Annotated in this window: 13 protein-coding genes; 2 read left to right on the top strand and 11 right to left on the bottom strand. The window is 35.1% G+C overall.

Annotated features, from left to right (window positions below):
• The first annotated feature begins 2 nt into the window (after nucleotides 1-2).
• Nucleotides 3-3,068 carry an ATP-binding cassette domain-containing protein gene (locus tag EHQ47_RS04225; RefSeq protein ID WP_135776614.1) on the top strand — a complete coding sequence of 1,022 codons (3,066 nt, stop codon included), beginning with the start codon at nucleotides 3-5 and terminating at the stop codon, nucleotides 3,066-3,068.
• Nucleotides 3,069-3,076: 8 nt separating this feature from the next.
• Complete coding sequence (locus tag EHQ47_RS04220) at nucleotides 3,077-4,435, top strand: TolC family protein (protein WP_135776613.1); 1,359 nt, start codon at nucleotides 3,077-3,079, stop codon at nucleotides 4,433-4,435.
• Here the strand turns inward: EHQ47_RS04220 and EHQ47_RS04215 are convergent.
• From EHQ47_RS04215 to EHQ47_RS04165, 11 genes are all read right to left on the bottom strand, one after another.
• Nucleotides 4,432-4,794: a hypothetical protein gene (locus tag EHQ47_RS04215; RefSeq protein WP_135748108.1), complete on the bottom strand. Its 363-nt coding sequence runs from the start codon at nucleotides 4,792-4,794 to the stop codon at nucleotides 4,432-4,434. The genes EHQ47_RS04220 and EHQ47_RS04215 overlap by 4 nt on opposite strands.
• A complete protein-coding gene (locus tag EHQ47_RS04210; RefSeq protein WP_135748109.1) occupies nucleotides 4,764-5,339 on the bottom strand; it encodes an LBF_2127 family putative lipoprotein in 576 nt (191 codons plus the stop codon). The genes EHQ47_RS04215 and EHQ47_RS04210 overlap by 31 nt, the downstream gene beginning before the upstream one ends.
• A 40-nt stretch (nucleotides 5,340-5,379) precedes the next feature.
• The gene (locus tag EHQ47_RS04205) at nucleotides 5,380-6,678 is read right to left on the bottom strand and encodes a DUF2079 domain-containing protein (RefSeq protein WP_135776612.1); all 1,299 of its coding nucleotides are present in this window, start codon (nucleotides 6,676-6,678) and stop codon (nucleotides 5,380-5,382) included.
• A 2-nt stretch (nucleotides 6,679-6,680) separates the two neighbouring features.
• Nucleotides 6,681-8,243: an NAD(P)/FAD-dependent oxidoreductase gene (locus EHQ47_RS04200; RefSeq protein WP_135748111.1), complete on the bottom strand. Its 1,563-nt coding sequence runs from the start codon at nucleotides 8,241-8,243 to the stop codon at nucleotides 6,681-6,683.
• Between the two features lie 81 nt (nucleotides 8,244-8,324).
• A complete protein-coding gene (locus EHQ47_RS04195; RefSeq protein ID WP_135776611.1) occupies nucleotides 8,325-8,930 on the bottom strand; it encodes an FMN-binding negative transcriptional regulator in 606 nt (201 codons plus the stop codon).
• 20 nt (nucleotides 8,931-8,950) lie between these two features.
• Nucleotides 8,951-9,400 carry a GNAT family N-acetyltransferase gene (locus tag EHQ47_RS04190; RefSeq protein WP_135776610.1) on the bottom strand — a complete coding sequence of 150 codons (450 nt, stop codon included), beginning with the start codon at nucleotides 9,398-9,400 and terminating at the stop codon, nucleotides 8,951-8,953.
• Nucleotides 9,375-9,797, bottom strand: a complete 423-nt coding sequence (locus EHQ47_RS04185) for a hypothetical protein (protein ID WP_135776609.1) — start codon at nucleotides 9,795-9,797, stop codon at nucleotides 9,375-9,377. Before EHQ47_RS04185 ends, EHQ47_RS04190 begins: the two co-directional genes overlap by 26 nt.
• 1 nt (nucleotide 9,798) lies before the next feature.
• A complete protein-coding gene (locus EHQ47_RS04180; RefSeq protein ID WP_135776608.1) occupies nucleotides 9,799-10,296 on the bottom strand; it encodes a DinB family protein in 498 nt (165 codons plus the stop codon).
• A gap of 81 nt (nucleotides 10,297-10,377) precedes the next feature.
• Nucleotides 10,378-11,550: a chromate efflux transporter gene (gene chrA, locus EHQ47_RS04175; protein ID WP_135776607.1), complete on the bottom strand. Its 1,173-nt coding sequence runs from the start codon at nucleotides 11,548-11,550 to the stop codon at nucleotides 10,378-10,380.
• 46 nt (nucleotides 11,551-11,596) lie between these two features.
• A complete protein-coding gene (locus tag EHQ47_RS04170) occupies nucleotides 11,597-11,899 on the bottom strand; it encodes a PadR family transcriptional regulator (RefSeq protein ID WP_135776606.1) in 303 nt (100 codons plus the stop codon).
• A 302-nt stretch (nucleotides 11,900-12,201) separates the two neighbouring features.
• Complete coding sequence (locus tag EHQ47_RS04165; RefSeq protein ID WP_135776605.1) at nucleotides 12,202-12,963, bottom strand: phytanoyl-CoA dioxygenase family protein; 762 nt, start codon at nucleotides 12,961-12,963, stop codon at nucleotides 12,202-12,204.

The raw sequence follows: 12,963 nt of genomic DNA, 5'->3' as shown, positions 1-12,963 counted from the left end.
TTTTGAAGAAAAAAACAAAAGAAATCTCTACGTTAGTTGCTGAGGATGAGTTTTTATCCAAACTATCTGCGGAGGATTTTAAAAAGTTTCTTGGATTATTTGAATTTAGGTCTTTCGTTGCAAATGACCGAGTGGGGGGAAGTGAATATGAACCAACTCCAATGCTCATCGTAGAAACAGGAAGAATTCAGGTTAAATTAAAAATCAATGAAAAAGAACTATTGATAAAAACCTTAACGGAAGGTTCTTTTTATGGCATTGCAGAATTCACTTCTGATTCACTGAAAAAACAACTTTTTCAAATCGAAGAAAATTCAAAGGTTAGAGCATTATCCTCAATTCAGTTTTTAAAATTTATTGAATCCGATAAAAAGAGAAAACAGTTGTGGGTTGAATATAAAGAATATATTCAACTTCGAGATGAACTTAGAATTCATCCGTATTTTAGAAAATTGTCTAATCTTGAAATTCAAGATTTGGCCAAAGTTCTGATGAAACGAAAAGTTAGTTCTGGGCAAATTTTAATCAAAGAGGGAAGTAAAAGTTCTTCCTTGTTTTTTATTCGATCGGGACGGTTCAAAGTTACTAAATCCACTTGGCAGAAAGATTATTTTTCATTTGTAGAAGCAGGTTCTGTGTTAGGTGAAATGGGTGTTTTGGAAAAAAAAGCACGAAATGCAACCGTTACTGCGGTAGAGGATAGTTTTGTTTATGAACTTTCATCGAAAGATGCGAGTCAGTTTTTTAAAAAATCAGAAAGTTTATTAATTACAATTCGCTCCATTATGAGCGAAAGAAAATTGAACTTAGGTGACGGTTCAGAAGAGGATATCTATGAAGCTTCGAACATTTATGAGGAAGACAAATTTCATTTTTTACCAAAGTTAAAATTTTCGCCACCACTTAGAAACCAAATCAGTTTTCCTTTTTTATTACAAGATGGAAAGTCACAATCAGGCGATGCATGTCGAAAAATGATTTTTCGTTATTGGGGATTTTCATTTGCAGATTATGATGCTGATCCTACATTTCCTGACTTCGATCCTGATATCAGACCTAACCATTGGAAAAATAGTTTTGGGGAAGAGAAGGGAGATTGTTATTTTGTAAATTGGAAAGAACATGAATTGGAATTAACCAATATTCCAACGATTGGATTTATAGAAAATTCTAGATATGTGATCGTAAAGGCGATTGAGAAAAAAAGAGTCCAAATTTTGGATCCTGAGTTTGGGGAAATAAATCTTTCAAGGGAAGATTGGGAGCAGAAGTCTTCTAATGTAGTTATCTATTTTATCCCTAAACAAAAACCAGATCAAAAGTGGGAATGGAAGAATAAATTTTTTTCTGGGTTGGCAGAATACTTTTTGCCTGCTTTTCAATATTTAAAAGCAGGAATTGTTGCTAGTTTTGTGATTAAGGGTTTAGAAGTTTTTATTCCATTGGTCAACTTGTATTTGATAGATGCAGTTTTGTTACAAGAGAATAAAGAGTTTTTTTTTCCTGTCATCATCGCAGTTGTTTTACTTAGTTTTTCTCAATCCTTTCTTTCGTATTTTAGATCAAATGTAATTTTTTTTACTAGCAATCGCGTTAACCAAACAATTGCAATACGGTTTTTGGTTAAGTTGATTTCATTACCTATTTCATTTTTTGAAAGAAATCGTAAGGGAGAAATTTTAAATCGTTGGGAAGAAATTGAATCGGTAATTTTGTTTTTTTCTGACCAGGGAGCAATGAAGTTCTTTGATTTGATTTTTAGCTCACTTGTATTTTTTATTTTTCTTTTTCTTTCTCCGGTGTTGCTCATTATCATTGGATTTTTGATTTTACCAGAGATGTTAATTCTTCGTGCGCTGACACCGAAAGTCATTGAAGAAACTAAAAAAGAATCATTGAAAAAATCAGAAACGTTAAGTTACTTCATCGAAACAATCAACGGCTTTGAGACAATTAAAAATTTAGGTGCAACTTATTCTCATCGTTGGGACTTTGAAAAGCGTCTCACGGCTCAATTAAATTCGGAAGGTAAGAAATTGTTTTACTCTAACTTACTTTTTACGAATACAGAATTTTTTAAACAAATTACAGTAGTTTTGGTTATGTTAGTTGGTAGTATTCTCATACTAAATGACAAATTGACATTGGGAACTCTTTATGCCATCATTGGGCTGGTTGCCTATATTCGAAATCCTCTTGTATCCTTATATAGCGATTTTTTGAAATTTCAAAAGGCCAACGTATCTTGGAACAGGCTGCGCAGTTTTGAATCTTTGGATAGTGAAATTACTGATCGTGATAATTTGTTTAAAGTTGATTTACCCGAAGTGAAAGGTAATATCGAGTTTAATAATCTAAGTTTTTCATACGATACCCTAAAACCCGAATCTGGAATTCGAAATTTAAAAATCAAAATCCAAGCTGGTAAAAAAGTTGCCTTTGTGGGACGAAGTGGTAGTGGAAAATCAACTATTTTAAAATTGATTCTTGGGTTATACAAACCGCAGGAAGGTGAGATTATCATTGATGATGTTTCTTTAGATGAAATTTGGTTGCCTAGTTTGCGAACAAAGATAGGTGTTTTATTTCAGGAAAATCCTCTAATTGCAGGTACTGTTCGAGAAAATATTTCAATCACAAAACCAGAGGCAACTCTCAGTGAAGTAGTAGATGCAGCGAAACTTGCTTGTATACATGATGATATCGTTAAACTACCGCTTGGTTATGATACGGAAATTTCGGAACGAGGTTTTATTTTTTCCGGTGGTCAAAAACAAAGAGTTTCGCTTGCTCGATTGTTTTTACAAAAACCCAGTTTATTATTATTGGATGAACCAACCTCTTCGTTGGACAAAGAAACGGAAGCTAGAATTCTGTCTCATATCAATTCTGTCTTCTCCGATTCTACCATTATTACTGTTGCCCATCGATTGGATACAATCCGCAATTATGACCAAATTTTTGTCTTAGAACGTGGGAAATTAGAAGGAAAAGGAACACACAAAGAGTTACTTTCTAAGAGTGGAATTTACCAATTACTTCATTCCAAACAGGAAGCCATCCGATAATTGAGATAGTGCTTCGTATCAATCGACATATCTTTTTATTTTTTCTTTTCTTTGTTCCTGGGATTTATTTATGGTCCGAGACCGTAGATTTTTATGACTTACCAAAGTTAGTTGGCGAAAAATCCTATGAATTAAAATTAAAGGAAATGGAAATTGAACGTAAAAAAGTCGATATCGATTCAAAAAATTTACGTTATTTACCTTCAGTTAATTTAGAACATTCTCCTTTTTACGAAGCTTTGAGAGGAGATGGATACAATCGAAAAGGTTGGAGCACGTCCTTAAATTTAAATTGGAATTTTCAGGACCAAGGAAATACGGTTTTAACCAATATGATCTTGGAATTGGAATATGAACGACTCTTATTGGAATATCGTGCCTTATACCAAAAAGAATTATTCGATCAGGCTTTCCAATATGCAGAAACGTTAAAACTATTGGCTTTTTATAATTATGATTTTTCCAATGAGTCGGATGCAGACAAACAATTTCAAACGGTTCAAAAACTCTATAAACAAGGAATTGAATCTTATTTGGTCACACAAAACTCGAAGGTGGATTATTTTTTTTACAAATACAATGCCATTAAATCTAGATTAGACCAACAAAAAAGTCAGTCCATTTTTCGAAGAAAGTTTTTATTAAAAGACGTTGCTTTAAAACAAATTCCTGAACGTGAATATAAAATTCTACCTTTGGAAGAAACTCTTTCGGAATACGAAAAGAATCTTTCTGAATTAAACTTTGATATTATTTTAACTATCAATCAGGTAAAAATTTTAGAGATACAAAAATTGGTTCGGTTCAATGAACTATGGGTTCCTGATTTTTTTGTAAACGTTTATAACCAATCCAGTCGGGAATCCTTTTCAGGATTGAGTGGGACCTGGGCAAATTCTATGGAAGTTTACGATTATAGTAGGAATGATTTTAGTCGTTATGCTAGGTCTTCAGACTCAGATTTTAATGTGGGCGGAAATTTTGGTTTTAGATTTCCATTGTTCAATCGCTGGTTATCAAAAAATGAATTTGATAAATCAAAAGTTGAAATCAAGTTAGCAAAGTCTCAATCCCAATTTTTAAAAGAGAATACTGGTTTGTATCTCTTTGAGCTAATACAACAACATAACAATCTAGTTGAGTTATATGATATTTCCCGTGAAAGTAAACGGATTGCAGAGGAAAACTACCAGATTATGGAAAAGGCATATAAAACTGGATCTGCATCCATCATTGAACTACAAACGGTTGATAGACGTCTTCGAGATGTTATGCGAAACGAAATTCAAAATCGGTATGACTTGATTCAACTTAGATTACAAATTGGTCTTCTTTTGGGTGATACAATGAAATTTTTGAATTTTTAAAGATCCGTTGGCCGAGGTTTATTATCTTCTGAGTTCATTGTTCGAATTCCGCATCTTTCTGTTTTCCATTGGGTCAGTATTTCATCAGATTTCACTTTGTTTTTATAATGAATGTATGGCGTACTTAGTATTGGTAGAAGAAAGATAGGAGAAAATGCAGAGTTGAGTAAGGATAAAGTGATTACAAGCCCTAGCGATAAAGTGTTTTCATCAAATACTTCTGTGACTTGCCGTTTGGTTTGGTAATAATATGCCAAACATTCTTCCGTATGATTTGCAGGATTGAATGGAATACTTACACATCCTACAAAGCTAAAAAGATTTAAAACTATAATGATTCGGATAAATTTTGAATACATGTTCTAACAGCTTCTAAGTTTGTTTCTTCAATCATACGGTGGAAGTTTCTGACTTTATAAAGTCCGAATAAAAATTGAGAAGTATTTCCATTTTTGGTGATTGTCTCTTCTTTGATGATGGATTTGTTTTTGAATAATTTGTATTTGAATTCTACAGTATATTCTCCTTCTCGATATTGGATAGGCCATATTCCTGTAAAGGGCCACAAAACAGGCCAACTATACCACCAATTGTATTTATCTTGAAAATTGGATTTCATTTCCACATCAATCGTATAATATTCGGTTATTGTTTCGGTGCCAAGGTCAGCGACTACATTCGGGAACAAACCTGAAGATGTTAGGTGGCCTTTCCAAGCCATTCTCCAAGCGTCGGTATACACCCCGCGATCTGCAGATAGGATTTCAAATTTGCCAATAACTAAGGGTAAGTTGGTTTGTAATCGATTTGTATTTCCATTCGGTGATGGGGGTGGGACCTGTCGTAAGTCAACGGAACAATGGATGAAGATAAAGAATAAAATAGAGCAAGCGATGGATTTCATTTTCAGGTATTTAGAATAATTGTTTTGTTCGATGAATCAATCAATTTTCCTTACGTTTGAAGATTTGTATGCGCTCACTTATTGTTTCTTTCCATTCGTATCCAGAGGGGATTGGGAGGATCTGAGGGTCTGCGGGGAAATAGTAAAATACAACATAATCCGCCGTAGGTTTTTGATTTGGTAAAAATAAGGTAACGGTCGTTCGGTTAGAAAGGTATTGGGGTATATTGGAAACAATGGTTTTATCGACAAGTAGGCCACGTAGAGTTTTGTAGTCTGTGCCTGAATGATCCGGGTTCATAAATTCCTTTCTGTACGAATAGGACTTAGTCAATGGCCCAAAGAAAAGAAACAGAAAAATGGAAACGGTTAAGGACAAATAAGCAAACAATGATTTGTTTTTGGAATGAATTTTCTCTACACTTTCCATAAAGCCAATCATAATGATAGGAATCGCAATAAAGCTATGATGGGTGAATGGGGTTTTGTTTACTTCAAAGGAAGAGGTAATAGAATACAAAATATAAGGTAACAAACAAAGGATGAGTTTGTTTTTGAACTGTAAAAATAAAAAGGGTATGTTTAAGAATAAAAATAAATAAGGAAACAAATGTAAATTTTCTAACGCTAAAATTGGATTTTGGTAACGTTCCCAATGAGCAGGCATTGGATTGTTTGTTGTGGAGTTTTGTATTCCAATTAGTAGAATGATAGCAATCATAAAATAAACTAAGGATAAAATTCCAATTTTTAAACTTTGTTTTTGATTGGAGCGCCAATGTATTAATGCAAATACAATCCAAACCAAGGCACATTCTTCTTTTACCAGAAGACTCAATACAAAAAATAGAACCCAATATTTTGATTTTTGTTTCCAGAAATAGTAAAATAAAAAGAAAAGAGGAATCCATATCACTTCGGGATGGAAGTCAAAAATTTGAATCCAATAAATTGGAAGGAATAAGGCATATAACAAAGGATAAATCCATTGATATCTACTTTCTCCCTTAAAAAAGGGAAGGATTAAAATCGGAACACTCAAAACGAAGGCTTGGAATATGAGTAAACTTTCCACAAGGGGAAAAATATAGTATAACAATGATAAGGGGTAAACATACCAATTGATATGGTCAGCAAAGTAATGGTGAATTTTACCATCCACACCGAGCGAAGTTACAGCAATTGCGTGATGAATGATATTGTAGAATAAATTTTCAAAAAGTCCGATATCCACACCTGCACCCATATGTTGGTAACGAAAGATGGATCTTTCCGATAAAAAATAAAATACCACCAACCACAAAAGAAAGGAAGGCAGGTGGTGTCGTAGGAATTTCATTTTTATTTTGTAAAACTTCCGGTAATTGCAGCTTCCGCACATTTCATTCCATCAATGGCTGCTGAGACAATTCCTCCTGCATATCCTGCACCTTCTCCGCAAGGAAACAAACCTTTGATTTGAATGTGTTCTAATGTATCTGGATTTCTTGGAACTTGAATGGGTGATGATGTGCGAGTTTCTGGTGCATGAATAATGGCTTCATTTGTGAAGTATCCTTTCATCGATGATTCAAATTCTTGAAAACCTTTTTTTAAGGAATCAGCGATAAGAGGAGGCAACAATTCTGATAACGAAACAGAAACAAGTCCCGGAGTATAAGATGTTTTGGGAAGGTCGCTTGATATTTTGTTTTGTGTAAAATCTACCATTCTTTGTGCAGGTGCTTTTTGTGTTCCCCCATTCATAACAAAAGCTCTTTGTTCGATTGAGGCTTGGTACTGCAGTGCTGAAAATACTCCATAGGACTCGAATGGTTTAAAATCATCAAATCGAAGTTCTACGACAATTCCAGAGTTTGCTGTGGGCCGAGAACGTTCGGCACTTGACCAACCATTGGTGACTACTTCTCCTGGTTTTGTGGCACAAGGGGCAATCACACCACCCGGACACATACAAAAGCTATAAACACCTCTACCATTGATTTGTTTGACAAGGGAATACTCTGAAGCGGGTAGAAGTGGATTTTTGACATCACAATGATATTGGATGGAATCAATTAAACTTTGTGGATGTTCTACTCTGACTCCAATGGCTAGTGGTTTTGTTTGGATTTGTATTCCTTTTTCATAAAGAAGTTGGAACATCTCTCTACCAGAATGGCCAGTGGCGATGATTACGTTTTTGGCCATCCACTTTTCTCCAGAGTTAGATTTTACTCCAGTAATAGAACTGCCTGAGAGAATTAAATCTGTAATCCGAGTTTTAAAATGAATTTCACCACCAGCAGCTAGAATGCACTCTCTGATGTTTTGGATGATACGAGGGAGTTTGTTTGTTCCGATATGAGGATGTGCGTCAACTAATATTTGTTTTGTGGCACCAAAAGTGACAAGGTATTCTAAAACTTTTCGGATGTTCCCACGTTTTTTGGATCGAGTATAGAGTTTTCCATCCGAATAGGTTCCGGCTCCTCCTTCTCCAAAACAATAATTGGAATCTTCGTTGACAATGTGATGTACGTTGATCCCACGCAGGTCTTCCACTCGTTCTTTTACATTTTTCCCACGTTCTAAGATAATTGGTTTTTTCCCTAACTCTAAGACACGTAAGGCGGCAAAGAGTCCTGCAGGTCCTGCGCCAATGATAATGACTGGTTCTTCTAAACTTACGTTGGGAAAGTGCGGAGTTGGATATTCGAGAGGAATGAAGTCTTCATTTATGTATACATCCAACCTTAATTGGAAAACTACATTTTTTTGTCTGGCATCAATGGAACGAGAAGTACATTCAATGTGTTTGATATCGGATTTTGGAATTTTGTTTTGTTTGGAAACAAACTGTAACAAATGGTCTGGATTGGATGCAATCTCAGGAGTGACTCTTACATTTAGTTCTAGTTTCAAGGTTAAATTCGTAATTTAAATTTCTAAATTAAAACAACAATAGAAAATGAGGCGACAGCTTACAATAAATGGACTGTAAGATTATTGAATTAGGTTTTTTCTCATTAAAGATGCAATCGCTTTTTCATTTTCCCCGGGCAACAAATCTAAATTTGATATTACCAAATTCCGACGTTCTACCGAATGATTTTGGCTAAGTTTTTGTTTGCCCTCAATATGAGTGATTTGGATTTCAAAAGGAACAATTCCTTTTTTTAATCCTTCGATGTAATTGGTATCTACTGATTCGATCTGGTATTTAGAATCTTTTGATTCGAAACGTTCGACAAGAGCAACCAAACTTTTTTGGATTTTTTCGGGATCATCCACGATATTTAAAATTCCTTTCACATGGACAGCAGTGAAATTCCATGTGGGTACTGCCCTTTCGGTTTCATACCAAGAAGGGGAGATGTAACAATGTGGGCCAGAAAAAATACAAAGGACTTCTTTGCTGACACTTTCCTTTTGGGGGTTTGGTTTTGCAAAATGTCCAACTAATTTTTGTTTGTCGTCTGAAAGTAAAAGAGGCAAATGTGTCGCTACCAACCCATTCTCTGAACCAGATACTAATACCGAAAAAGGGTATTCCTCGATTGATTGGTAAATGAATTCTGTTTCCATTTGAAAATCTTTGGGAATGTACATAGTCAAGATCTCCTAAAAAATTAAACAGACTTCCAGAAATAAGTCAAAAATTCTGTTTCTAGTTCAAAACCTTCTTTTGTATACAATGCGCGTGCTTCTTTGTTGTGGGTAGAAGTGGAAAGTTCCAATCCTTTTCCAGAATTTGATTTGGTAAAAGATTTGGCTTCCGCAATCAGTTGTTTGGCGATTCCTTGTTTGCGGAATTTATTTTTTACAAAGAGGTCATTTAAGATATAAGATCTTTGCATGGAAATGGAAGAGAATACTGGATATAGTTGTGTAAATCCTGCGATCTCTCCACTATCTGGATCTTCTGCTAGAAAGATAATGGATTGTGCATGTTCCATTCTGTCTTGCAAAAATCGATTTGCACCTGTTATGTTGGTGGGTTGTCCATAAAATTGTCTGTATTCGTCGAAAACAGGGGAAATTTTGGATACGTCATTATAGTTCGCTTGTCTGATTTTCATATTTTGGTACCAATGAGAAACAAATTACCGATAAAATGGCTGTGACCGGTGTTGCCAGTAAAGTTTCTAAATCGGTGACGGCAACTAGATTCCCTATTGTATTGAGTAAAAAAATTATTCCAATGAATCCAAAAATAATTCTGATCCAGATAGGCACCAAACCTTGGTTTAAGTAACGAACATACTGAAAACTTGACCATAAAAAGAAAGTATTTACCAGAAGAGAAACCGATTCCATCACATACATTTCTTCTACACTGCTGAGTCTTCCTCCCCAAAGGTATTGGAAAGGAATCACTTGCAAAAGAGCCAAGATATGAAAGACCATTGTCATTGAAAATAAAACGATTAAGATTCTGCTTGTTAAGGTTCTTGTTTTTTTTGATGGATTCCACATACTATTTTCCTTTTGTTTGGAGATAATAAACATAATCTATTTCCGGCGATTTGCCACCTAGCTGGGTGATGGCGGCAGTGATTTGTCCTCGGTGGTGTGTCCTGTGGTTGAAATTATGTTGTACCACATCACAAAAAATAAGTTCTGCTTCAAACCCTCTCATTGTTTTATAACGAAAGAGTGTTTCCCAAATTGAATTGTCAAGGCCTGTGAGCCAAGAATTCCATAATTCTAAACTTTCAATCATTCGACTTTTTAGTGTTTGTCGATTGGACTCAAGTTCTTCTGCTAAAGAAGATGGGACGTAGATTTCACCTATAAGTCTTGAATACCATACTTTTTCCACAAGTAACAAATGGTTGAGTGTTCCGTGAATGGATTTAAAAAATAAACCTACATCTTTTTTGTAATCTTCATCTGATAAATTACCTATCGAATCATACAAAAGATTTGTGGCCCAAATATGATAAGCATTGTTTCTAAGGAAAAAATCTTTCATAGAGAAAGATTTTTCCGAATGATCTGAGAAATCAATGACTAATTTAGAATCTATCCTTTTACCTTTTGTTCCATAGATTTTCTAATAAATAAAAAAACTGATCAAAACAGTGGCAATGACAACGATCCAAGAAGGAAGTTTCCAGAATTCTAAAAATAAAAATCCTGTGATTGCCAAGGCAAAATCTTTGCCGGAAAAAATTGCATTCGTCCAAACGGGTTGGTAAAGCGCAGCAAGTAGTATTCCCACAACAGAGGCATTGATTCCTAACATGGACTTACGAATGTTTGGATTCTTTCTTAGTTTTTCCCAGAATGGCAAAACTCCAACCACCAAAAGGAAAGAAGGTGAAAAGGCAGCCACCAAACAAATAATAGCTCCCTCCCAACCATTTGGTTTTACACTAGAAACGGCACCTAAATAACTACTAAATGCAAACAAAGGACCTGGGATTGCATTTGAGATTCCATAACCTGCTAGGAATAGATCATTGCTGACCCAACCGGAGGGAACCACTTCAGCTTGCAACAATGGAAGAACAACATGCCCACCACCAAACACGAGTGCACCGGCGCGATAAAAACTATCAAATAGATTGATTGTTTGGTTTTGATATAATTCTCTTAGGAATGGAAAAAAGATTAACAAGCCAAAAAATAAAAATATAAAAACAGATCCGATTGTTTTATTTCCTTTGTGAAAAGGTTCGTGAGGTAGGTCAGATGCAGATTTTAGGAAAAAAATCCCAAAAATTCCAGAAAAAAATAAAATCGCTACTTGTAGGAAAGCCGAGTTTAGAAAAAGCAATATAACGCTCGTTATTATGGCAATTGAAATTCGTTCTTTATCTGGGCAAAGTTTTTTTCCCATACCGAGGATGGCTTGGGCTACCACAGCCACAGCCACCACTTTTAATCCATGCAGCCAATGGTTGTGAGCTGTAACATCCATCGTTGTGATACCAAGTCCAAAGAATATAAGAACGATGGCAGATGGTAAAGTAAATCCTATCCAGGAAAGAATGGCACCAAAAATCCCAGCTCGGGAAAGTCCAATGGCCATCCCCACTTGGCTACTGGCAGGACCAGGTAAAAATTGGCAAAGGGCGACTAAGTCAGCATAGGCATGGGCACTGATCCATTTTTTTTTGGTTACATACTCATCATGAAAATAACTTAAGTGAGCAATCGGACCACCAAACGAAGTACATCCGAGTTTGAGTGCAGTAAAAAAAACTTCTAAATGATTTTTCAATTTTGTTTCTCCTGGTTAAAACGTTTTTTTCGTTTATTGAATTGAATTATTGATACAGTATCTCACCGATTAATTCCTTTAATTTTACTTTTGCTGCGGAGAGTTCTTTTTTCCCTTTGGAAGTGATGCGGTAAAATTTACGTTTTACTTTTCCAATTTGTTCGACTCGGGAACGGATAAGTTTTTTTTCTTCTAAATTTTTTAGCATTGGATACAAAGAACCTGGGCTAATTTTGTATCCATGTTCCTTAAGTTCTTCTATCATCCATACACCATAAATTTCTTCCTTTTCACAGTGATACAAAATATGAATTTTAATAAAACTGGAAAAAAACTCATTAATTCGCATTCAAAATCAAATTACGATATCGAAATTAGATAGTCAATATTATAAAACAAATTCTAGTTCAAAAATTTTTACGCAATTTATGATTCATTTTGATGGAAGGGAAGAAAGGTGCGGCTAAACGTTTTTTCTATTTTTTTTGGGGCGCCTCGAATCTATTTCAGGCAAAAATATAATTCAGCAACCGACCGCGCTTTTCGCTCCAATCTTTCCCATCTATTTTTTAATTGGAAAATGGATTTGATAAGGAAAGGATTTCCGCTGCAATCGCTGGCGCAGGGAAAAGTTTGTTATCGGAAAAATGTTTAAACCAAATGAAAGAGAGAATGATTTTCTTGGGTTTTAAATTCGTTGTTGTTTGGAAAATGATTCCAGTGGTCGGCAGTTTCTTTTTTTTCTGGAAAATTTGTATATAAGATATCAAAGGAAAATCGGTTTGTATCGTAGTTTCCTTTGTGGATGAGATGAGCAGAAAACACAAGTAGGTCTCCCGGGTTATGTGGGATTAGGATTTGGTTAGAGAGGTCTTCGTGATTTTTTTTCCCTTCGAGTTCCAAACGAATGTTTCGTTCTTCTTCTGTGTCCCAACGTTTCTGTGTTCCTGGAACCATCCAAATCCCAGGATCTTTTTCTAAGGGAATCCGAAAGTGCCATACAAAATCTTTTTGTATTCTTTCGAATTGTTTTTCTTCCGGAATGCCCATGTATTGGATGTCCCTATGCCAATAGGGAAGTTTGTTCGGATCCTCTGGATTAAAAAAGATTTGAGTGTTGAGAAAATACATTGGGCCATCAAAAACTATCTTACCAATTTCTAGTAAGGCATCGGATGCAATGAATTGAAAAAGTGTCTCTCTATCCTTTTTGTCTTTTGTAAATTTTGTGGAGGTAAGATAAGCACTGTTTACATTTTTTGGATGATTCAGTTCTTTGCACCATTCAGCATTGGAACGAAGAAGGATATCTTTTAGAATCCTAAGTGTATCCATGGGAATGTAGTTGGGAAACAGATAGTAACCCAAAGTTTCTAATTGCGATTTAACTTTGGAAGGAATTACTTCATTCAT

The sequence above is a fragment of the Leptospira bourretii genome (genome assembly GCF_004770145.1).
Lineage (GTDB): Bacteria > Spirochaetota > Leptospiria > Leptospirales > Leptospiraceae > Leptospira_A > Leptospira_A bourretii.
Note: the sequence above shows the minus strand (reverse complement) of the source record. Positions and strands in the feature narration are given on the sequence as shown.

Excerpts from the sequence above, each read along its gene's own strand:
- EHQ47_RS04170 (WP_135776606.1), bottom strand. The coding sequence starts at position 11,899 with ATGCGAATTAATGAGTTTTTTTCCAGTTTTATTAAAATTCATATTTTG.
- EHQ47_RS04205 (WP_135776612.1), bottom strand. The coding sequence starts at position 6,678 with ATGAAATTCCTACGACACCACCTGCCTTCCTTTCTTTTGTGGTTGGTG.
- EHQ47_RS04195 (WP_135776611.1), bottom strand. The coding sequence starts at position 8,930 with ATGTACATTCCCAAAGATTTTCAAATGGAAACAGAATTCATTTACCAA.
- EHQ47_RS04185 (WP_135776609.1), bottom strand. The coding sequence starts at position 9,797 with ATGTGGAATCCATCAAAAAAAACAAGAACCTTAACAAGCAGAATCTTA.
- EHQ47_RS04215 (WP_135748108.1), bottom strand. The coding sequence starts at position 4,794 with ATGTATTCAAAATTTATCCGAATCATTATAGTTTTAAATCTTTTTAGC.
- EHQ47_RS04190 (WP_135776610.1), bottom strand. The coding sequence starts at position 9,400 with ATGAAAATCAGACAAGCGAACTATAATGACGTATCCAAAATTTCCCCT.
- EHQ47_RS04165 (WP_135776605.1), bottom strand. The coding sequence starts at position 12,963 with ATGAATGAAGTAATTCCTTCCAAAGTTAAATCGCAATTAGAAACTTTG.
- EHQ47_RS04180 (WP_135776608.1), bottom strand. The coding sequence starts at position 10,296 with ATGAAAGATTTTTTCCTTAGAAACAATGCTTATCATATTTGGGCCACA.
- EHQ47_RS04210 (WP_135748109.1), bottom strand. The coding sequence starts at position 5,339 with ATGAAATCCATCGCTTGCTCTATTTTATTCTTTATCTTCATCCATTGT.